Genomic DNA, 19,735 nt, shown 5'->3' with positions numbered 1-19,735 from the left:
AATCAGCCGACGGCCAGCTCCAGTCGTTCGAGACGACGCACGAGAAGACTGGGCAGCCAACGTCCGACGTCGGCCTGCGCGATCGTCGAGGTCCGATCCAACAACATTCGCAATACGATGGTGGCTTCCAGGCGCGCCAGCGCGGCCCCGACGCAGAAGTGTGCGCCTTTGCCAAAACTGATGTGCCCCTTGGTTTCGGCGCGATTCAGCAGGAACTCCCCCGGCCTGTCGAAGTGGGCCGGATCCCGGTTGGCCGCACCCCACAAGAGCAACAGATGCGAATCGGCGGGCAGCTCGGTGCCGGCCAGCACGGTGTCGTTTCGCACATGTCGGTAATGGCCCCGAAACGGCGGCTCGTAGCGCAGTGTCTCCTCGATGAATGCCGTTAGCAGCGCTGGGTTTTCGCGCACCTGTTGCTGGATGTCGGGGCGGTTCGCGAGAATCCAGGCCGCACTGCCCAACAACGACGCCGTGGACTCTCCCCCCGCGGCGAACAAGATCACCATCATGGCCTGTGCGGCGAAGGCCTCCACCTCGCCGGAGGCGCAGGCGACGGCAAGCTCGCCCAACAGATTGTCCCGGGGATCGGCGGCGGCGAGGTCGAATTGCTGGTTGATGTATTGGCTGAGTTCCATGACGCCGACTCCCGCGGCGGCCAGCTGTTCGTCGCTGACCAGCCCTTCGACCATTTGGGTCGCCGCGTACCCCCACTTCATCAGCTGCGCGGCATCGGTCGTGGGGACCCCGATCAGCTCTGCAACCACCATCATCGGCAGCCGGTTGGCCATGGCATCCATCCATTCGACGCGCCCGTCGCTCAGCGCCTCGTTCCACAACCGCTCCGCCGTGTCGGACGCGAATCGCTCGATCGCGCGGATCCGTCGGGCCGCCAACTGGCGCACCACCAGCTTGCGGTGCACGGCGTGGGCGGGATCGTCGGCGGTCGCGAGCACGTGCGTCGGGCCGCCGAGCGGATCCATCTCGAAGGCCTTGATGCCACTGTCGGTGGTGTAGGTCAGCGTGGCGGTCAGGTTGGCTGAAAAATCCTCGGGGCGGGCGAGCACGTCGTGGACGGCATCCCAATCGCACACGGCGTAGAAGTTGGAGCCGGCGATTCGATGCACCGACCCCTCGGCGCGCATGCGCTCGTACAGCGGGTAAGGATCTTGCAGAGATTCGGTGCCGAAGAACGTGTCCGCCTGGGCTATGACTGTCACAGATTCAGCCTGCGAACACCGATATCGCCACGTCAACGTCATGCCGAAAGTTGAAAGCCGCCACGCGGCGCTCCCCTATCGGACTGTCTCAACGGTGAACCCGAACCTGCGATTATGGTGAGATTAAGGCCTTCATTTGTCTCAGCGTGCGATGAAGGCATTCTCGCTTCTCGCGACGAAGGTGGTGATCGGTGGCACGAGACGACTGGCTGGTCGGGGGCGACCGCCGCAAAATCGCGACCGAGCGCATCTATGCGGCCGCCACCGAGATGATCATTCGAGAGGGGCGGGACGGCTTCGACATCGAGGAGTTGGCCAAGCGTGTCCATTGTTCGCGGGCCACCATCTACCGCTACGCCGGCGGCAAGGCCGAAATCCGCGATGCGGTCATCACCCGCGCCGCATCGCGCATCGTCGAGACCGTGCGCCAGACCGTCGAGTCCATGAGTGGTCCGGAGCGCGTCGTCACCGCCATCACCGTGGCGCTCAAGCTGATCCGCGCCGACCCGCTGTATCAGCTGATGATCAGTCCGCTGCGAGCCGGCGATATGGCCTGGCTCACGGGATCACCGCTATTGGCCGGGTTCGCCACCGAGCTGACCGGCCTCACCCACGGCGATGCGCAGGGCGCGCAATGGGTAGTCCGCGTGGTGCTGTCGTTGATGTACTGGCCCGTCGGCGACGACGAGGCCGAGCGCCAGCTGGTCGAGCGTTTCGTCGCGCCCGCCTACGCCGGCTGAACGCGAGTTACTCGTCGCCGAACGCCCCGTGGAGCTCGGGCAGGAATCCGGCCAGGTGGTTCATCTCCTGCGCGCAATGCACGAGCAGATTCCGGGCGTTGGCTTCCGGGTTGCCGAGTATACGAGATGCGATGGGGCGCAGCGCTATTGAGGCAACTCCGGGAGCGTTGCGCACCGCGATGTGCGGCCCGCCCATCCAGAACCGGGACCGCATTTCGGATCCGGCCCGCGTGGACCGGACGTGATGGATGAACCATCCGACGTCCACCGGAGCGTCACTGGCGCCCAGCCGTGCGCAGATCGCCACCGCATCCTCGCTGTCAGGCGGACAGTCCATCTCCGCGGGATCGACGAATTGGATTGCGCCATTGAGCATCGTCGAGCCGATGTACTCGCTGATCAACGACCAGCGACCGATGTAGCGCTGGGCACCTCGACGGGCGTCCGCATCTTTCGAGCCGTCCTTCCAGGCCGCGGACAGGTGTGCCCGTGGATGCCACAGCTTGTACCGGCGGGTGTCACTGCCATGCCAGCCGAACCACCAGGTCCACATCGCCGGAGTGACGCCGGGCATATCGGTGCGTACCGACACCTGATAGCTGCCGTCGTCGAGGACGCCGTAGCCGTTCTCGGTTTGCTGGTAGCCCACCTCGGCGACGCTCGCGGCGTCTTCGAACGCCGGCATTGCCATCCCGCCTTGTGGACCATGCTGTAGCGCCTCAACGACATGTGTTGGCAGCGGGGCCATTTCGGGATTGAAGAATTTGCCGAACGGTGTGTTCGCGTCGTCGTTGCGATAACCGAGGTAAAGGTCGCCGGCCATCAGAGTCGTCCCATCCACGCATGGAACAGACCATCCGGGTCGTAGGCCGCTCGTATCTTATCGAGGCGGGCCATCGCTTCGTCACTGGCGAATCGGGCCGGACGCTGGCCGAGATTCTCGTCGGCCAGCTGAATGCCAGTGGCCAGATGCGACATCGCGGCCATGTTGGAGCGCGCCCAGTCGCCGTACTTCGCGTCGTCGGATTCGTTCTTCCAGGCGCCGTACAAGGCGAGGTAAACCTCGTCTTCGATGCTGTAGGCCATGTCGGGGCGGGCCGGCGACGGCCCCCAGTTCAGCCACAGGAAGTGCGACGGGTGGTCGGGAATCGTGTCGATGATGTTGTGAATGCCGGGCAGCAGATCCTCGGCGGAGGCCGACGTCCACATGTTGTCGGCGGCGTAGCGGTGGTCGGACAGGTAGTTGCTCATCACGGCGGTGTACCAGGTGGGCATGTCGGTTGGCAGGTAAGGAATTGCGACCAGCGCCTTGTCGACAACGGGCACCGTACCGAAGATGGACAGTGCTTCCTGGGCCTGTTTCTCGGTGTCGGCGAATGCCGGCGACGCGAAGGTGATGGCCGGCGTTTCGATGTTCATGTTCGGCACGCTTCTGCTTGCCACGATCTGCATTTCGACGCGGCGGTCCACCTCGGCGCTGACGTTGCGCGCCCACGTGAAGATCTCGTCGGCGAGCTCGATCGGATAGACGTACACACTGGTGCCGCAGGCGCCGGGGCGTGGGTACAGCTTCAGGTAGAACGAGGTGACCACGCCGAAAAAGCCCGGGCCGGCGCCGCGCGCGGCCCAGTACAGGTCGGCGTGATTGTCTGCGTCGCAATGGATTTGCTCGCCCTCGGCAGTGATCACATCCAGACCGATGACGTTCTCGCACGCCAGGCCCCAGACCCGGCTGTTCCAGCCGTATCCCCCCTGGAGTAGGTAACCGCCGACGCACACACCCTTGCAGTGCCCGGCGGGAAAGAAGAGATTCTGCGCTTCCAGCTCGGCCATCAGGATGCTGCCGCCCTTGCCGGGGCCGACGACCGCGACGCCCTTTTCGGCATCGATACTCGCGTGATTGATCCGGTTGACGTCGAGCAGCACGGCGCCATCGCGCAAGTGATTGGCTGCCCAGCTATGGCCGCCCGAGCGGATGTTCACCTTGAGGCCGTTGGCCTTGGCATAGCGCAGCGCGCTGACGATGTCGTCGGTATCGACGGCCGCAACGATCAGCTCCGGGTAGCGGGCGGGGACTCGTTGATTCCATACCGTGCCGCGGCGAGCATCTTCGTATCCGTCGTCGCCGCGAAAGAAGTGCCGCCCTGCCGGTAGCGAACTCATCTGACGCTCCTTAGATCCATATTGCGGGTCTTGGTAGTCCGCATTGCGGAACACTATAGTGGAAGTGTGGCACCCACGGAACCCGCTTCGCCCACGAATCGCGACGAAGGCATCCAGGTGCTGCGCCGTGCCGCGGCCGCGTTGGACGAGATCGCCGCCGAGCCGGGACGGCTCCGGCTGGTCGACCTCGGTGAGCGGCTCGGACTGGCCAAATCGACGGCGCGGCGCCTTCTGGTCGGCCTGGTGGAAGTCGGGTTGGCCGGGGTGGATTCACAAGGCCACTTCTCGCTGGGCGAGCGCTTGCTGGGTTTCGGCAGCGCCGCGGGACCGCACGTCTCGGCGATGTTCCGGCCGACCATCGAACGGGTAGCGCGGGCGACCGACGGTGAAACCGTCGATTTGTCCTTGTTGCGCGGCCAGCGGATGTGGTTCGTCGACCAGATCGAGTCCTCACACCGGCTCCGCGCGGTCTCTGCCGTCGGTGTTCGATTCCCGCTGGAAGTGACCGCGAATGGCAAGGCGGCGCTGGCGGCGCTGGACGACACCGAGGCGGAGGCGATGATCTGTCGGTTCAGTTCCGGCGTGGCAGAGCGGCTTCGCCGCGAGATCACCGAGATCCGGCGTAGCGGGATCGCGTTCGACCGGGGCGAACACACCCCGGGTATTTCGGCGGCCGCCATCGCCCGACGGACGTTGGGCGACAACGTCGTCGCCATCTCGGTGCCGGCTCCCACCGAGCGCTTCCTGGAAAAGGAGCAGCGCATCATCGCAGCATTGCGCACGGCGGCCGACTCGCCGGCCTGGAGTCGTTGACGACGCGTGAAGGGGCGGTGAAGACTCGCCGACGGACCGCCGCTAGTGCCTGATCGTCGGCGTCAGCCCGGTGGATTCTTGACGTGGGTTGGCACGGCCGTGGTACCCCCCAGGGACCCCGGCCGCGCCAAGATCGTGGTCACGTCTCAACAGCTCAGTGCTGCTGCTCCGCTGAACAGTTGACCCCACTCGTGGCGCGCGGCCGACTGTGCCTCGATGAAGCTCGATGTTTTTTCGCCTTCGCCGGCCAGGTGCACAAGCGCCCATGCCATCGCGAATACCGGAACCTTGTGACGCAGTGCCGCAGTGTGCAATTCGTCGAACGCCGTCTCCGAACGGCACCGGCGAAGTCCGATGATGATCCCCCGCGCGGTGTCGAGAATGCGGCTGGAGTTCGGTCCGCACGAGGAAGGTGCGGGAACCCAGTTCGCCATGCTCTTCATACCTCCTGTCGCCCCCAACGAAAATTCGCTACTCGGCATAGCGAACAAGAATCCGTGCCAGAACGCATGACTCGCGATCGGGATTCTCAAAGGCGCACTGTGCCATGATTTGTCGAATGGCGCCGTTATGCCATACCGCCGCCGATACTGATATGTGCTTGTGATCGTGTCGGTATGCGCCGGTAGTTCCGCCGGTGGAGATTGCGCACCGAATTAGGTTGCGAGCGAACTTAACTCGTCAAACCCCGCGACGATGGCGTCGTAGAAGACGTCGTAGTCGGGTATTGCGACGGTATCGACGTTGATGCCGATCGCGCAGGTGTCGATGTAGGTCAGCAACGTGACATTGACCGAAGCCCCGATCGTTGGACCGAATGCGTATTGGGCGCGTACCGCCGCGCCGCCCAGGAAGACCGGCACCGGCACTCCCGGCACGTCGCTGGCCACGAAGTCGACGTGGCGCAGTACCGAACCGATGTACCAGCGCGGCATCAGGTTCAGCGCGCCGGCGATCAACTGCGTATAGGGCAACGACCTCTCATCGCGCACCGCGCCGGTGCGCTGGTGTATCGCCTTGATTCGTGCGGCCGGGTCGGCCTCGCTCACCGGCACGTCAAAGCGCATCAGCGTGATCCGGTTTCCTCCCATCTCGTCGGCGGCGGTACGCAGACTGATCGGCATGGAAAGGTGCAGATCGCCGATCTCGACCCCGTGTTTCTCGTGGTATTGCCGTAACCCACCGGCTACGCCGGCGACGAACGCGTCGTTCAGCGCGCCCCCGCATCGGTGCGCAGCTTCTCGAAGCAGCGACTTCGGCACCTCATGGACACCGAGTCGCCGGATCAGGCCACGCTCGGTAATCAGCGGTGACCCGGTCCGGGCTATCGGCCGCACCGTCCGGTAGACCGATGCCGTGGTCGCCGCCACGGATCGGGCCGTCGTAATAGGCCGCCGAACACTGTCGATCAGCAGCCGTGGGGCCGTCTTGACGACACCGATCAACGCCTTGCCCATCAGGTCGGCGTCGTAGCGCCAGGAGTCGCGGTAATCCCCCAGCAACGACGGGTCGTATCCCTGCGGCTCGGGCGGCAGGGACTCGTGCGGATAGATCTCTTCGGACAGGTTGAACAGGTTCATCGCGATCTGGACGCCCCCGACTCCATCGGTGAGCGCATGGTGGAACTTGCAGACCATCGCGGCGCCACCGTCTTTGAGGCCATCGATCAGCGTTATCTCCCAAAGCGCCCGCGCCCGGTCGAAGTCCTGCATCTCGGCCAATCGGGCCACCTCGAGTACGTCCTCGATCTCACCGGACCCGGGGCAGGCGGTTCGGCGAATGTGGTAGCCGAGGTCGAAGTCCCGCACGTACTCCCACCGGGGTGGGGCCGGCGGTGGTGACGCCACCACCCGCTGCCGAAACATCGGTAGTTTCCTGCTGATCAGGTCGAGTCGGTCACGCACCTGCGCCCAGTCCGGGGACCGGTCCAGCAACACGATGCTGACCACGGTTGACCGCAGCCGTGGATCGGCTTCCATTGCCCACGTGAAGGCATCGCTATTGCGCATGAAGGTGGCCATGATGTACCTCGGCACAAACCTACGACTCGTAGCGGCAGTCGTCATCAGTTTGTTGGCAGACAATGACTTTGGTCCCTCGGATAGGAGCCGTTTGTCAACTGCCCGCCCCTTGGCGTGGTCCGCCGGTATCAGAGGATCGAGTTGAGGTCCTTCGCCTTAGCGATGTCGTCCCACTCGACGCCGAGTTCGAGCAGAATTTCCTCGGTGTGCTGACCATGTTCTGGAGCCCGTGCCGGACGTGGTGGCGTTTCGTTGAATTGGACCGGCGCGGCAACGATTCGATATTCCTCCCCGTAATCGTCGACGTTTGTCACCACGTAACCGTTGGGTTCCACCTGCGGGTCGTTGAGTGTCTCCCTCGGTGTAGCCAGTGCGCCCCACACGCCTGGTTCGCTTTGGAGCACCTGCTGCCAGTGTGCGAGGTCCTGGCCGGCAAAAGTGTTCGCGACGATCTCGGTCGCCGCGGCCGCGTTCGCGATCAGATTGCTCGACGGCACGAAGCGCTCGTCGTTGGCCAACTCCGAAAGCCCGATGCGCTCACAGAAGCCGGCCCAGAACTTGTCGGGTTGCAGGAAGACAAGCTGAATCCATCTGCCGTCCTTGGTCTGGTACCGGTTCACCAGCGGATTGATTGCCAATCCCGGTGGGGCGCCGGGAATTCCGTCGATATCAAAGAAATCGGCGGCACAGATTGACGGCGCGATGGACCACATCGCCTGGGCCAGTAGGGAGGAGTCGACGATCGTCGGCTCGCCGGTGCGTTCGCGGTGGAACAGCGCCGCGCACACGCCACCGGCCAGGGTGGCCCCGCCTTGCAGGTCACCGAAGCCGGGGCCCTGCACGGCCGGTGTATCGGTGCCGAACGGGGTCAGGGTGTAGGCGACCCCGCCGCGCGCCAGGTAGGTGGCCGCGTCGAAGCCGCCGCGATCGCGGTCCGGCCCGCGGACCCCGAGGCCGGTGCCGCGCGCAATGATGATGTTCGGGTTGAACGCGCGAATGTCGTCGACGGTGAGCCGCGCACGCTCCATTGCGCCGGGCAGCCAGTTGGTCAGGAATACATCCGCCGTGGCCAACAGGCGGCCGAACAATTCGCGGCCCGTCTCGGATTTGATGTCGATCCCGATGCTGCGCTTGCCACGGTTACCCAACTCGAGGATGAAGTCGGCATCCGGGCGGGCCGCTTCGCGGGTGAAGCCGCCGACGACCAGGGCGCGGCCGGGATCGCCGAACGCCACGCCCTCGACCTTGATGACGTCCGCGCCCCAGTCGGCCAGCGCCGCTCCGGCCGAGGGGACGTATGTCCATGATGCCAACTCGACGACTCGCACCCCTTGCAGAACGCCTGGCATCGCCAACCCCCTCGTCCGGTCTGTTCTTGCTATTTTAGATATTCTAGTTACTCTAAGGGATATTGATAGCCCGGCCACTGCCACGTGCAGGTTTACGTGGAAGAGATGCGATGGAGCCGATCGTTGGTAACGAGCCCGCACGTGCGTCGTCGGAAGTAGCCACCGGGACAGAGGATCAGCGATGGGCAGGGTAACGGGCAAGGTCGCCGTGATCAGCGGCGCCGCGCGGGGTCAGGGACGATCGCATGCGCGGATGCTGGCCGCCGAAGGTGCCGACATCATCGCGATCGATCTGTGCGCGGACATCGACACGAACGAGTACCCGCTGGCCCGGCCGGAGGATTTGGACGAGACGGCACGGCTGGTCGAAAAGGAGGGACAGCGCGCGTTCACAGCGATCGCCGACGTCCGCGATCGGGTGGCCCTGTCCGCTGCGATCGATGAGGGTGTCGCCGAACTCGGGCACCTCGACATCGTGGTCGCCAACGCGGGGATCTGCCCGCTCACCGCGGGTCTGCCCCCGAAGGCGTTCGCCGATGCCGTCGACGTGGACCTGGTCGGCGTACTCAATCTCGTACACGCGAGTCTCAAACACCTACAGGCCGGCGCGTCGATCATCGTGATCGGTTCCAACGCGGCATTCATGTCATCGATGAATACCACCGGCATTGACGGCGGTCCCGGCGGAGCGGGCTATGCTTTCGCGAAACTGGCTGCAGCGCACTATGTTAACGACTTTGCCCGGTCGCTGGCACCGTTCTTCATCCGGATGAACGCGGTACATCCGACCAACGTCAACACCGATATGTTGCACAGCCCGCCGATGTATCGCGCCTTCCGGCCCGACTTGAAAGAGCCGACGCGCGAGGACGCCGAACCGATTTTCCCGTTCGTCCAGGCGATGCCTATCCCCTACGTCGAACCCGAGGACATCAGCGAGGCGGTGCTGTTCCTCGCCTCCGACGCCGCACGCTATATCACCGGACAGCAGCTACGCGTCGACGGCGGCGGCTTCCTCAAGGTCAAACCATGGTCAGGCGCATGACGGCGGTCGCACCAATCAGACTGCACCACAACGGAACAACGCGATGACCGGCACCGAATCCCCCGACGCAAAACGCCTCTACGCCCTGATGGTGCTGATGAAGGCGGCCGACGACCGGCTGTCCAAGGGTATCGGCACCGGCGAGTTCATGTGCGTGTACTGGCCGTCGCGTGGCCAGGAGGCGATCGCCGCCGCGATGGGTACCGCGCTACGGCCCGACGATCAGCTGGTGACCACCTACCGCGGGCTGCACGATCTGATCGGCAAAGGTGTCCCGCTCGAGGAGATCTACGGCGAGATGATGGGACGCACCGTCGGTGCTGGTCGCGGCAAGGGCGGAACCATGCACATCGCCAAACCCGAGGTGGGCGTGATGCTTTCGACCGGGATCGTCGGCGCGGGACCGCCGGTGGCCGCGGGGCTTGCGATGGCCGCCAAACGCAAGAAGCTCGATCGCGTCACCGTGGTCAGCTTTGGCGACGGCGCCACCAATACCGGGTCCTTCCACGAGGCAGCCAACATGGCCGCGCTCTGGGATCTGCCGTTGGTGTTCGTCTGCCAGAACAACCAGTACGCCGAAATGACGCCGACGCACGACACGATGAAGCTCGAGCGGGTCGCCGACCGGGCCGCCGGATACGGAATGCCGGGCGTTCGGGTCGACGGCAACGACCCGCTGGCGGTGCGGGCCGCGCTGGACGAGGCACTGCGGCGGGCGCGCGGCGGCGAGGGCCCCACCTTCATCGAGTGCGTGACATTCCGCTTCCGGGGCCACTATTTCGGCGACCGGATGCCCTACATCCCGAAGGAACAACTCGAAGCGGCGATGGCCGCCGATCCGGTGCCGCGCTTCCGGCGACATCTCGCCGACGCCGGCATCGCCGACGAGCAGGAGCTCGCCCGCATTGACAACGAAGCACTGGTTGCAGTGGAAGCCGCCCTGCAGACGGTGATGAGCGCGGAGTCCCCCACGGCCGACGAACTCGACCGCGACGTGTACGCAACTGCGATCAAGTTTCCGGTGTAAAGACATGGATGAAAAAGAGATGACGATGCGCGAGGCGCTGAACCTCGCTCTGGATCAGGCGCTGCAGGCCGACGACCGGGTGTTCCTGCTGGGTGAGGACATTGCGGATCCCGGTGCGTCCGGACCGACGGCGGGGTTGTCGACGAAATACGGTCACGACCGGGTGCTGGACACGCCGATCTCGGAGGCCGCGATCGTCGGTGCGGCGATCGGCGCCGCGATCGACGGACTGTTGCCGGTGGCCGAGATCATGATCATGGACTTCATCGGCATCGCCGCCGACCAGCTGATCAACAACGCCGCCAAGCTGCGGTTCATGACCGCCGGCCGCACTACGGCGCCGATCACGATTCGCACCCAGGTCTATGCGGGGCTGGCCACCGGCGCCACGCATTCGCAGAGCCTGGAGGCGTGGTTCATGCACATCCCGGGGATGAAGGTGATCGTGCCGTCCACCCCGCGAGACGGCAAAGGCCTGCTGGCCTCCGCGATCTTCGACCCCGACCCGTGCCTGTTCGTCGAAACGATCCGGCTGCAAGGCAAGAAGGGGCCGGTTCCCCTTGATCCCGGGTTCTCAATTCCCCTGGGCCAGGCCGACATCAAGCGGCCGGGCACCGATGTGAGTCTGATCAGCTACGGACGCAGCGTGCACGAGTGCCTCGCGGCAGCGGCCACCCTCGACAGCCACGACGTCAGCGCCGAGGTCGTCGATCTGCGCACCCTGGTGCCGCTCGACGTCGAGACCATCGTCGAGTCCGTACGGCGTACCCGCAGGGCCGTAATCGCCCACGACGCGGTGCAATTCGCCGGCCCCGGGGCAGAGATCGCCGCGATCCTGCAATCGGAGTTGTTCGGCGAGCTCGCCGCCCCCGTCGAGCGGGTAGCCGCGCGGTTCGTGCCCAACCCGGCCGCCGCCGCGCTCGAGGCGCAGGTGTACCCGTCGGCGACCGGAATCGCCGAAGCGGCCCAGCGCACGGTTGCGAAGGCGAATGCGCGTGGCTGACTTCGTTATTCGCATCCCCCGCGTATCGGTCGCGGTGTCCGAAGCCGAACTCACCGGGCTGCTGGTCGGCGCCGGCGAACACGTCGAGGCGGGCACACCGATCTATGTGATCGCCACCGAGAAGGTGGAACAGGAAATCGAAGCGGGAGCATCCGGCACCGTCGAGTGGACGGGCCAGGTCGGGACCATCTACGACATCGGCGCCGAAATCGGCGTCATCACGTCATAACGGAAGGCAAAGCATATGGACCTCAACGAGACTCGCGAGCGCATCATCTACCAGAAGGATGGACCGATCGCGAAGATCATCCTCAACTGGCCGGAGAAGGCCAATGCGCAAGACCAGAAGCTCGCCGAAGAGGTTGACGCCGCACTACTGGACGCCGACCGCGACTATGACATCAAGGTGCTGGTGCTCAAGGCCAACGGCAAGGGCTTCTGCTCCGGGCATGCGATCGGCAACAATGCCGTCGACTACCCGTCGTTCGTGGAGAACGCGATGGTGACGGGCCACCCGTGGAAGGCGCAGTCGGATCTGTTCGTCAAGCCGACGCTGAACCTGTGGGAGTTCTCCAAGCCCACCATCGCGCAGGTCCACGGCTACTGCGTGGGCGGCGGGACGCACATGGGCCTGACCACCGACATCGTCATCGCCGCCGACGACGCCTACTTCTCTTACCCACCGCTGCAGGGGTTCGGCATGCCGTCGGGTGAATGCTCGATCGAGCCATGGGTGTTCATGAACTGGCGCCGCGCGGCCTACTATCTGTTCACCGCCGAGGTGATCGACGCCAAGAAGGCGCTGGAGGTTGGCCTGGTCAACGAGGTGGTCAAGAAGGAAGACCTGGATGCCCGCGTCGACGCGATCGCCCGCCACATTGCCCAGGCACCGTTGACCACGCTGATGCTCACCAAGGCCAACCTCAAGCGGGCCTGGGAGCTGATGGGCATGCGGGTGCACTGGCAGAGCTCCAACGATCTCGTCGCTCTCGCCTCGATCAGCAAGGACGTGCAGCAGCTGATCCAGACCGTCTTCAAGGACAAGGTGCTGCCGTCGGAGCACGCGCGGCGTCAGGCCGCGGCCGCCGCCCAGACCGACGGCGCCGCAGCGACGTAGGCCCGCAGGTGAACATCGCCGATCACGCGATCGCGCTCGCAGAGTCGCCGGCTTTGATCGCCGACGGCGGCGCGATCTCGTTCGGCGAACTCTACGAACGCAGCCAACGGGTTGCCTCAGCGCTGCATGATGCGGGGTTGCGCCGCGGCGCCGGGGTGGCCCTGGTGTTGCCGAATCGACCGGAGTTCTTCGAAATCACCTGGGGGTGCCAGCTTTCCGGGCTCTACTACACCGCCGTCAACACCCATTTCACGCCCGAGGAGGTTGCCTACGTGATCGGCGACTCGGATGCCAAGGCGGTGTTCGTCGACGCGTCGATGCCCGAAATCGCAGCCCACATAGGCGATGTCAACACGGCGGTCGAGGTCCACATCGGCGTCGGCGGCGAGCTGCCCGGGTGGACCCGATACGAGGACGCGCTGGCGGCGGCGGGTGCCGCCCCACCGTTGTCGGACGGATCCGAGATGCTCTACTCGTCGGGCACCACGGGCCGGCCCAAGGCGGTCCGCCGGCCGCTGCCGGTCGACGGCAACGGCTCCTGGGCGCAGTCGGTGCTCGAGCTGGCACTGATCCACAAGTACGGCATGGACCAATCGAGTGTGTACCTGTCCCCGGCGCCGCTGTACCACGCCGCCGGTGTGAACTACACCATGGCGGCCAGCCGGGTGGGTGCGGCGTCGATCATCATGAAAAAGTTCGACCCCGAGGCCGTCTTGCGACTGATCGAGACACACCGGGTCACTCACGCCCAGTTCGTTCCGACGATGTTCGTCCGGATGCTCAAACTGCCCGAGGCGGTGCGGCGCGGCTACGACGTCTCCAGCCTGCGCTGCGTCATCCATGCGGCGGCCCCCTGCCCGGTGGACGTCAAGCACCAGATGATGGATTGGCTTGGACCGATCATTCACGAATACTACGGCGGCACTGAAGGATTCGCGGGCACCGTGATCGGTCCGCAGGAGTGGCTGGCCCACCCCGGCTCGGTCGGGATCCCGATGGCCCCGGTGCATGTGGTCGGCGACGACGGACAAGAGCTTCCCATCGGCCAGGCTGGAGAGCTTTACTTCGAAGGTGGACCCGAATTCGAGTACTTCAAGGATCCCGCCAAGACCGCGTCGGTGTACAACGACCGCGGCTGGCGTTCCTTGGGGGACATGGGATACGTCGATGAGGACGGGTACATGTACTTGACCGATCGGTCGACGTTCACGATTGTCTCCGGCGGGGTGAACATCTACCCGCAGGAGGCGGAGAACCTTCTGGTCATGCATCCCAAGCTGGTCGATGCCGCGGTCTTCGGCGTTCCCAACGACGAGTTCGGCGAAGAGGTCAAGGCCGTGGTGCAGCCCGTCACCGACGTCGACGCCGGGCCTGACCTGGAGGCAGAGCTGATCGCGTATTGCCGGGCCCACCTGGCCGGCTACAAGTGCCCGCGCACAGTCGAATTCGACCCGGAATTGCCTCGCGATCCGAACGGAAAGCTCTACAAGAGGCGCATTCGCGAGCGTTACTGGCAGGGGCGGGCATCACGAATCGTGTGACGCTGACACAAGGGATGACGAGATGGCTGTAGAAACGGATTCGAGACACGCGAACTGGACGGCGTTACCGGTGCCATGGGCGGTGGCGGCCGCCGATCGAATTCCCAAGCAGCGCTACTATGACGCGGAGTTCTACGCGCTGGAGGCCGAGATGTTGTGGCCCCGAGTGTGGCAGATGGCCTGCCGGCTCGAGGAGATACCCAAACCCGGCGACTACGTCGAGTACGAGATTCTCGACGAGTCGATCATCGTGGTCCGGGTCGACGGCGAGACGGTGCGGGCATATCACAACGCCTGTCGCCATCGCGGGGTAAAGCTGGTGCAAGGCACCGGGAATCGGCGTACCTTCGTGTGTCCGTTCCACGGCTGGTGCTGGGGCCTAGACGGCCGCAACACCAACGTGGCGCGGCCCGAGGCGTTCGCCGCGGACAACCTGCGCCCGGATGACCTCGAACTCGTGTCGGTCCGCTGTGAGCTCTGGGGTGGTTGCGCGTGGATCAACCTCGACAACGGTGCGCCGACGCTACGGGAGTGCATCGAACCGTTCGCGTCGATCTATGACGCATGGCAGGTGGAAACGCTGCGCACCGAGTGGTGGCAATCCTGTCGTCTTCCGGTGAACTGGAAATTGGCGACGGCGGCATTCATGGAGGGCTACCACGTTCCGCAGACGCACCCGCAACTGCTGCCGTCGAGCATGCCCGCCACCACCGCGAAGCCCGGCCTGGCGCAGACCAACCTGTATTTCATGCGCACGCTCGGCGAAGGCATGGCGGGCATGACGCATGAGAACGACGTCCGGGTCGCCGAGGGCTTGCAGAACATCGAGCTGCCGGCCGATCCCGCCGAGGCCATGGTTACCTGGCGCAGGACGCTCAACGACGCCATCGTCGGCTGGCATCGGGCGCGGGGCTGCGATATGCCCGATCTCAACGAGTTGGAGCGGCGCGGCATCACCGAGGCGATCAATTTCGCTTTCCCCCATTACTTTTTGCTGCCGCAATACAGCAGCGCCTCGTCGTACCGGATCCGGCCGCTGGGGCCCGAGGAGACCCTGTTCGAGATCTGGTCACTGACGCGGATCCCGCCGGACCAGGTCACCGGCAAGCCCACCCCACCGGAACCCATGGCACCCGACGATCCGCGCTGGCCGCCGATTCCCGCCCAGGACTTCTCCAACTTGCCGCGCCAGCAAAAAGGCCTGCATTCCAAAGGGTTTGAGTTCATGCGGCTGTCCGACCAGATCGAAGGGTTGATCTCGAACTTCGAGCGGGTTATCGACGGGTTCCTCGCCGGCCTGCCCTATGACGCGCTGGTTCCCGCGATCCAGAAGACCAACACCACGATCGACGTCCCAATCGCCGACCTCGGGTTCAGCTCATGACCACGCAGTGGGACCGCTCGGTGGACCTGCTGATCGCGGGCAGCGGCGGGGGCGGCATGGTGGCGGGCCTGGCGGCGCTGGACAGCGGATTGGAACCCCTGATCGTCGAAAAGCAGGCCCTGGTCGGCGGATCGACCGGGCTTTCCGGCGGGATCGTCTGGCTGCCCAACAATCCGTTGATGCGTGCCGACGGCATCGCCGATTCGCACGAAGACGGCCTGGCCTATCTGGCCGACGTGGTCGGGGATATCGGTCCGGCTTCCTCGCCGGCGCGCCGGGAGATGTTCCTGACCGCGGGCTACGAAATGATCAATTTTCTCGTCCGCAAAGGCGTTCGATTGATCCGCTGTTCCGGCTGGAGCGACTACTACCCGAATCACAAGGGCGGCAACGAGTCCGGGCGCGCCGTCGAGGGAATCCCGTTCGACGCCGCCGAGCTCGGCAGCTGGCGCGACAAGGTCCAGCCGCCGCTGGCCAAGAATTACGGGTACGTGGTACTCACCAACGAGCTTCGTTCGGTTCAGTACTTCAACCGTGCGCCCCGCGCATTCGCGGTCGCCACCAAGGTGTTCCTGCGCACCGCCGCGGCGCGTGCACGGCGCGCGCAGATCCTCACCAACGGCGCCTCGCTGATCGCGCAGATGCTCAAGGCGCTGATCGACCTGGGTGGTAATCAACTGCCACTGTGGACGAGCACCGCGATGGAAGACCTGATCGTCGAGGACGGCCGGGTTGTCGGCGCTCGCGTCGACCGGGACGGCGTCGCCCTGAATATCGAGGCGCGCAAGGGAGTTCTACTGGCAGCCGGCGGCTTCGGCCACAACAAGGAGATGCGCCGCCGATACAGCGGCGACCAACCCAATGAAGGCCAGTGGTCGATCGCCAACGCCGGTGACACCGGCGAAGTGCTGGAAACGGCAATGCGCCTGGGCGCCAAGACCGATCTGCTCGACGAAGCATGGTGGCTGCCTTCGGTTTTCATCGCAAACGGAGGAGCAGTCGCCGCATCTCTGGGCTCGGGACGGCAGCGGCCCGGCGCCATCTACGTCGATTCGACCGGCCGTCGGTTCTGCAACGAATCGAACTCCTACGTCGAAGTGGGCAAGGCGATGTACGCCAACAAGGCGGTCCCCTGCTGGATGATCTTCGACGACGGATACGTGCGCCGATACGTCACCAGCTCCAATCCGCTCAAACGCAGCCAGCACCTGCCGCCCGAGCTGATCGAGAAAGGCGCCGTCAAACGCGGCGTCACGATCGCCGACCTGGCCCGCCAGATCGACCTGCCGGCCGATGAGCTGGCGCGCACCATCGAACGGTTCAACCGTTTCTCCGCCAAGGGATTGGACCCCGACTTCGGACGTGGGCAGTCCGCCTACAACGACTGTCTCGGTGATCCGGGATATCGACCGAACGCCGCGATCGGGCCGCTCGACCGTGCGCCGTACTACGCGACCCGTGTTCTGCCGTCCGATGTCGGAACATGTGGCGGTGTGATCACCAACGAGCATGCCCAAGTGCTGGATCAGCAGGACCAGGTGATCGACGGCCTCTACGCGACGGGCAACACCACCGCGACGGTAATGGGCCGCACGTATCCGGGTGCGGGCGCGAGCATTGCCAGCTCGATGGTGTTCGGTTACGTCGCGGCACGGCATGCGGCCGGGCGTAAAATCGCCGGCGAGAAAAGCCGCTAGGAATTCTTTTCGTCGCGGTCGATGAAATCGCGTGGCTTCATGCCTGATTGCATCAGTTCGGCTCGGCGTGCCTGGACGTCGGTCGCCGCGCCGACCATGTTGGTCAGGATGTGGCTGACCTGAAGGTGCACCCGCATGCCCATCAGTTCCCATGCGCGCTTGACGTTGTTCTTCACCGCCATCAGTGTGGTCAAAGGGATTTGGGCGATTTTGCGCGCCATCTCCTCGACCGTGTCCTCGAGGTCTTCGCGCGGCACCACCCTGTTCAGCAGCCCCCACTCGAGAGCCTGCTGGGCGGACAGCGTCGGCGCCAGCAACAGCCAGTCCATGGTGCGATGCCAGTTCATCAGCAACCACGGCTCAATCATGGTGTGGCCGCCGGGTTCTCCGAGGCTTTGGGCAAGCGGCATCTGGAAATACGCGTCATCGGACGCCACGCAGAAGTCGGTCAACAGCCCGAGGTAGATTCCGCCGCCCATGCAATAGCCGTGAATCTGCGAGATCGTCGGCTTCGGGAATTCCCACAAATACAGCGTGGGCCACAGAAATAGATCGGCGGTCCCTTTGTACAGGTCCTCGAACGTGTTTCCGAAATCCGGATAAGGGTTTTCGTCCGGCCCCCAGCGGGCGACATGGCCGCCGCAGAACCCCTTGCCGTTGGCTTTGAGGATGACGACCTTGATCTCGCTGTCGCGGTCCGCCTCGTGCAGGCAATTGTCGACTTCGGTGACGAGCGCGGCATCCTTGGTATTGGCCTTGTCGACCCGATTCAGAATGATCCGCGCGATCGGCGGCTCGCGTTCGTAGATGATCGCTTCGAGGACGCGACGCTCCATCGGTTTGACATTACCGGACACTTGAAATTCCGAAACCCCAAACGCGCATTGCAATTTCCGCGTCGGCGCCAAGTCGCGAAGTCGGTGGCGCGCGGGGTTGGAACGCTGACCACACGTACAGCGACGAACATCACACCCCCTCCGGCGTCGTCTTTTTCGTCGCGTGCGCTAGGCTGTGAACAACGTTGGTCTCTTCTACCTCGAATACCGACGACGTCGTGGAACGCTTCCTCATCCTCCGGTGCCAGCCCAAAGTCTGAGCTCAACACCGCATCCAGATGACGTGCATGCGCACTAGCTTGTCTCGCGGCGATCGATTTTGCCGACCGGCAATCTCGCCACCCTAGTGCTGATGGCCGCACGATGTACTCGTCGCCGGCTCGGCACCGATGCCTGAAAGGCACCGAAAAGTGACTACCGACAAAACATTTGCCGATCTCGGCGTGCCACGACCGATCGTCGGCGCGCTCGCCAAGCGCGGCATCGAACATCCATTTCCAATTCAGGTCGAAAGCCTTCCGGACACGCTGGCCGGCAGGGACGTACTGGGCCGCGGGAAGACCGGCAGCGGCAAGACGCTTGCCTTCTCGATCCCGTTGGTCAGCCGACTCTCCGACGGAAACCGGCGCCCCTCGCGGCCATCTGGTTTGGTGCTCGCACCGACCCGTGAGCTGGCGAGCCAGATCACCGCGACGCTGGAACCGCTGGCAACCGCGTGCGGTCTGCGCGTCACGACGATCTTCGGTGGCGTTTCGCAATCTCGTCAAGTGAGCGCGCTGAGGGCCGGCGCCGACATCGTGGTGGCCTGCCCGGGCCGGCTAGAGGATCTGATGAAGCAACGGCTGATCAGCCTCGAGGCGGTCGAGATCACCGTGATCGACGAAGCCGATCACATGGCCGATCTGGGCTTCCTGCCCGGCGTCACCCGAATTCTGGCCGCGACGCCCAACGGCGGCCAGCGGATGCTGTTTTCGGCGACCCTGGACAACGGCGTGGACAAGCTCGTCAAGCGGTTCCTCCGCGATGAGGTGTCACACGCCGTCGACAGTGCCGACTCGCCGGTATCCGCGATGACCCATCACGTGTTCCACGTCGCCAACGCCGAAGCCAAGAAGGAAGTCGTGCACCGGCTCGCGTCCGGCACCGGGCGCCGGATTCTGTTCATGCGCACCAAGCATCAGGCCCGCAAGCTCGCCAAGCAGCTCACCGAATCGGGAGTTCCGTCAGTCGACTTGCACGGCAACCTGTCTCAGCCCGCCCGCGAGCGCAACCTGGCGATGTTCGCCTCCGGTGGCGCCCGGGTGCTGGTAGCAACCGATATCGCCGCCCGCGGCGTGCACGTCGACGAGGTCGAACTCGTCGTGCACATCGACCCGCCCGCCGAGCACAAGTCCTATCTGCACCGCTCCGGGCGCACGGCACGGGCCGGCAGCGCCGGTGACGTCGTCACCGTGGTGTTGCCCGAGCAGCGACATGACACGCAGACATTGATGCGCAAGGCCGGTATCAAAGTCGCCCCTCAGCAGGTGACCGCGACATCGGAGGCGGTGCAAGCGCTCGTCGGGGAGGTCGCGCCCTACCAGGCGCCGGCGCCCGCCGCTGCGCCATCGCGCCCGCCCCGGCAGCACCGACCGAACGCGGGCGGCCACCGCCGCCGTCAGGGTGGCACTCGATCCGCGAAAGCCAATACCGCGCGGACCGAATCGGGGGCGCCGCACCGCACCGCGACACCGACCCGGCGGGTCGAACATCGCCGCCGATCCAGCCGCGCGCAGGGGTGAT

The 19,735-nt window shown here is 64.9% G+C and carries 18 protein-coding genes; 11 read left to right on the top strand and 7 right to left on the bottom strand.

All coding sequences use genetic code 11. The annotated features are described in order from the left end of the window. Positions 1-2 precede the first annotated feature (2 nt). Positions 3-1,217 (bottom strand): cytochrome P450, encoded by a 1,215-nt coding sequence (locus tag AAHS21_RS10910; RefSeq protein WP_342927679.1) that lies wholly within the window; start codon positions 1,215-1,217, stop codon positions 3-5. Positions 1,218-1,408: 191 nt separating this feature from the next. On the opposite strand from AAHS21_RS10910, the gene AAHS21_RS10905 reads away from it, so the two are divergent. After that, the gene (locus tag AAHS21_RS10905; RefSeq protein WP_342927678.1) at positions 1,409-1,957 is read left to right on the top strand and encodes a TetR/AcrR family transcriptional regulator; all 549 of its coding nucleotides are present in this window, start codon (positions 1,409-1,411) and stop codon (positions 1,955-1,957) included. 7 nt (positions 1,958-1,964) lie between these two features. On the opposite strand, the gene AAHS21_RS10900 is transcribed toward AAHS21_RS10905, so the two are convergent. Then, positions 1,965-2,780, bottom strand: coding sequence for a hypothetical protein (locus tag AAHS21_RS10900; RefSeq protein ID WP_342927677.1), 816 nt, complete (start codon positions 2,778-2,780; stop codon positions 1,965-1,967). After that, on the bottom strand, positions 2,780-4,120 hold the full coding sequence (locus AAHS21_RS10895; protein WP_342927676.1) for an FAD-binding oxidoreductase: 1,341 nt from the start codon (positions 4,118-4,120) through the stop codon (positions 2,780-2,782). Before AAHS21_RS10895 ends, AAHS21_RS10900 begins: the two co-directional genes overlap by 1 nt. A 66-nt stretch (positions 4,121-4,186) precedes the next feature. On the opposite strand from AAHS21_RS10895, the gene AAHS21_RS10890 reads away from it, so the two are divergent. Continuing rightward, the gene (locus AAHS21_RS10890; RefSeq protein ID WP_342927675.1) at positions 4,187-4,933 is read left to right on the top strand and encodes an IclR family transcriptional regulator; all 747 of its coding nucleotides are present in this window, start codon (positions 4,187-4,189) and stop codon (positions 4,931-4,933) included. Between the two features lie 146 nt (positions 4,934-5,079). Here AAHS21_RS10890 and AAHS21_RS10885 read toward each other — a convergent pair whose 3' ends face one another. The 3 genes from AAHS21_RS10885 to AAHS21_RS10875 all read right to left on the bottom strand — a co-directional run bounded on the left by AAHS21_RS10885 (position 5,080) and on the right by AAHS21_RS10875 (position 8,303). After that, the gene (locus tag AAHS21_RS10885; protein ID WP_342927674.1) at positions 5,080-5,376 is read right to left on the bottom strand and encodes an ANTAR domain-containing protein; all 297 of its coding nucleotides are present in this window, start codon (positions 5,374-5,376) and stop codon (positions 5,080-5,082) included. A 213-nt stretch (positions 5,377-5,589) separates the two neighbouring features. Beyond that, positions 5,590-6,954, bottom strand: coding sequence for a wax ester/triacylglycerol synthase domain-containing protein (locus AAHS21_RS10880; protein WP_342927673.1), 1,365 nt, complete (start codon positions 6,952-6,954; stop codon positions 5,590-5,592). A 128-nt stretch (positions 6,955-7,082) separates the two neighbouring features. Beyond that, positions 7,083-8,303, bottom strand: a complete 1,221-nt coding sequence (locus tag AAHS21_RS10875; RefSeq protein ID WP_342927672.1) for a CaiB/BaiF CoA-transferase family protein — start codon at positions 8,301-8,303, stop codon at positions 7,083-7,085. 181 nt (positions 8,304-8,484) lie between these two features. Between AAHS21_RS10875 and AAHS21_RS10870 the strand changes: the two genes are divergently transcribed. Genes AAHS21_RS10870 through AAHS21_RS10835 form a run of 8 tightly spaced genes read left to right on the top strand, consistent with a single transcriptional unit; the run spans position 8,485 to position 17,117 of the window. Beyond that, the gene (locus AAHS21_RS10870) at positions 8,485-9,348 is read left to right on the top strand and encodes a mycofactocin-coupled SDR family oxidoreductase (RefSeq protein WP_342927671.1); all 864 of its coding nucleotides are present in this window, start codon (positions 8,485-8,487) and stop codon (positions 9,346-9,348) included. A 43-nt stretch (positions 9,349-9,391) separates the two neighbouring features. After that, positions 9,392-10,375: a thiamine pyrophosphate-dependent dehydrogenase E1 component subunit alpha gene (locus AAHS21_RS10865; RefSeq protein WP_342927670.1), complete on the top strand. Its 984-nt coding sequence runs from the start codon at positions 9,392-9,394 to the stop codon at positions 10,373-10,375. Positions 10,376-10,379: 4 nt separating this feature from the next. Further along, entirely contained in the window at positions 10,380-11,378 is a 999-nt protein-coding gene (locus AAHS21_RS10860) for a transketolase C-terminal domain-containing protein (protein ID WP_342927669.1), read from the top strand. Continuing rightward, a complete protein-coding gene (locus AAHS21_RS10855) occupies positions 11,371-11,607 on the top strand; it encodes a biotin/lipoyl-containing protein (RefSeq protein WP_342927668.1) in 237 nt (78 codons plus the stop codon). The genes AAHS21_RS10860 and AAHS21_RS10855 overlap by 8 nt, the downstream gene beginning before the upstream one ends. Positions 11,608-11,622: 15 nt before the next feature. Then, positions 11,623-12,495, top strand: coding sequence for an enoyl-CoA hydratase-related protein (locus AAHS21_RS10850; RefSeq protein ID WP_342927667.1), 873 nt, complete (start codon positions 11,623-11,625; stop codon positions 12,493-12,495). A gap of 8 nt (positions 12,496-12,503) precedes the next feature. Then, positions 12,504-14,036, top strand: a complete 1,533-nt coding sequence (locus AAHS21_RS10845; protein ID WP_342927666.1) for an acyl-CoA synthetase — start codon at positions 12,504-12,506, stop codon at positions 14,034-14,036. 22 nt (positions 14,037-14,058) lie between these two features. Further along, positions 14,059-15,420: an aromatic ring-hydroxylating dioxygenase subunit alpha gene (locus AAHS21_RS10840; RefSeq protein ID WP_342927665.1), complete on the top strand. Its 1,362-nt coding sequence runs from the start codon at positions 14,059-14,061 to the stop codon at positions 15,418-15,420. Further along, positions 15,417-17,117: an FAD-binding protein gene (locus AAHS21_RS10835; RefSeq protein ID WP_342927664.1), complete on the top strand. Its 1,701-nt coding sequence runs from the start codon at positions 15,417-15,419 to the stop codon at positions 17,115-17,117. Before AAHS21_RS10840 ends, AAHS21_RS10835 begins: the two co-directional genes overlap by 4 nt. Here AAHS21_RS10835 and AAHS21_RS10830 read toward each other — a convergent pair. After that, positions 17,114-17,953, bottom strand: coding sequence for an enoyl-CoA hydratase-related protein (locus tag AAHS21_RS10830; RefSeq protein WP_342927663.1), 840 nt, complete (start codon positions 17,951-17,953; stop codon positions 17,114-17,116). The genes AAHS21_RS10835 and AAHS21_RS10830 overlap by 4 nt on opposite strands. Positions 17,954-18,363: 410 nt before the next feature. On the opposite strand from AAHS21_RS10830, the gene AAHS21_RS10825 reads away from it, so the two are divergent. Continuing rightward, complete coding sequence (locus tag AAHS21_RS10825) at positions 18,364-19,734, top strand: DEAD/DEAH box helicase (protein ID WP_342927662.1); 1,371 nt, start codon at positions 18,364-18,366, stop codon at positions 19,732-19,734. Position 19,735: the final 1 nt, after the last annotated feature.

Source organism: Mycobacterium sp. 050272 (assembly GCF_039023525.1).
Classification (GTDB): Bacteria; Actinomycetota; Actinomycetes; order Mycobacteriales; family Mycobacteriaceae; genus Mycobacterium.
The sequence above is the reverse complement of the archived record's forward strand: the minus strand, read 5'-3'. Positions and strand labels throughout refer to the sequence as shown.

What these genes read in the sequence shown, in the direction of transcription:
- AAHS21_RS10835 (WP_342927664.1), top strand. Translation starts at nt 15,417, where the DNA reads ATGACCACGCAGTGGGACCGCTCGGTGGACCTGCTGATCGCGGGCAGC.
- AAHS21_RS10840 (WP_342927665.1), top strand. Translation starts at nt 14,059, where the DNA reads ATGGCTGTAGAAACGGATTCGAGACACGCGAACTGGACGGCGTTACCG.
- AAHS21_RS10860 (WP_342927669.1), top strand. Translation starts at nt 10,380, where the DNA reads ATGGATGAAAAAGAGATGACGATGCGCGAGGCGCTGAACCTCGCTCTG.
- AAHS21_RS10880 (WP_342927673.1), bottom strand. Translation starts at nt 6,954, where the DNA reads ATGGCCACCTTCATGCGCAATAGCGATGCCTTCACGTGGGCAATGGAA.
- AAHS21_RS10895 (WP_342927676.1), bottom strand. Translation starts at nt 4,120, where the DNA reads ATGAGTTCGCTACCGGCAGGGCGGCACTTCTTTCGCGGCGACGACGGA.
- AAHS21_RS10900 (WP_342927677.1), bottom strand. Translation starts at nt 2,780, where the DNA reads ATGGCCGGCGACCTTTACCTCGGTTATCGCAACGACGACGCGAACACA.
- AAHS21_RS10885 (WP_342927674.1), bottom strand. Translation starts at nt 5,376, where the DNA reads ATGAAGAGCATGGCGAACTGGGTTCCCGCACCTTCCTCGTGCGGACCG.
- AAHS21_RS10850 (WP_342927667.1), top strand. Translation starts at nt 11,623, where the DNA reads ATGGACCTCAACGAGACTCGCGAGCGCATCATCTACCAGAAGGATGGA.
- AAHS21_RS10870 (WP_342927671.1), top strand. Translation starts at nt 8,485, where the DNA reads ATGGGCAGGGTAACGGGCAAGGTCGCCGTGATCAGCGGCGCCGCGCGG.
- AAHS21_RS10875 (WP_342927672.1), bottom strand. Translation starts at nt 8,303, where the DNA reads ATGCCAGGCGTTCTGCAAGGGGTGCGAGTCGTCGAGTTGGCATCATGG.
- AAHS21_RS10865 (WP_342927670.1), top strand. Translation starts at nt 9,392, where the DNA reads ATGACCGGCACCGAATCCCCCGACGCAAAACGCCTCTACGCCCTGATG.
- AAHS21_RS10830 (WP_342927663.1), bottom strand. Translation starts at nt 17,953, where the DNA reads ATGGAGCGTCGCGTCCTCGAAGCGATCATCTACGAACGCGAGCCGCCG.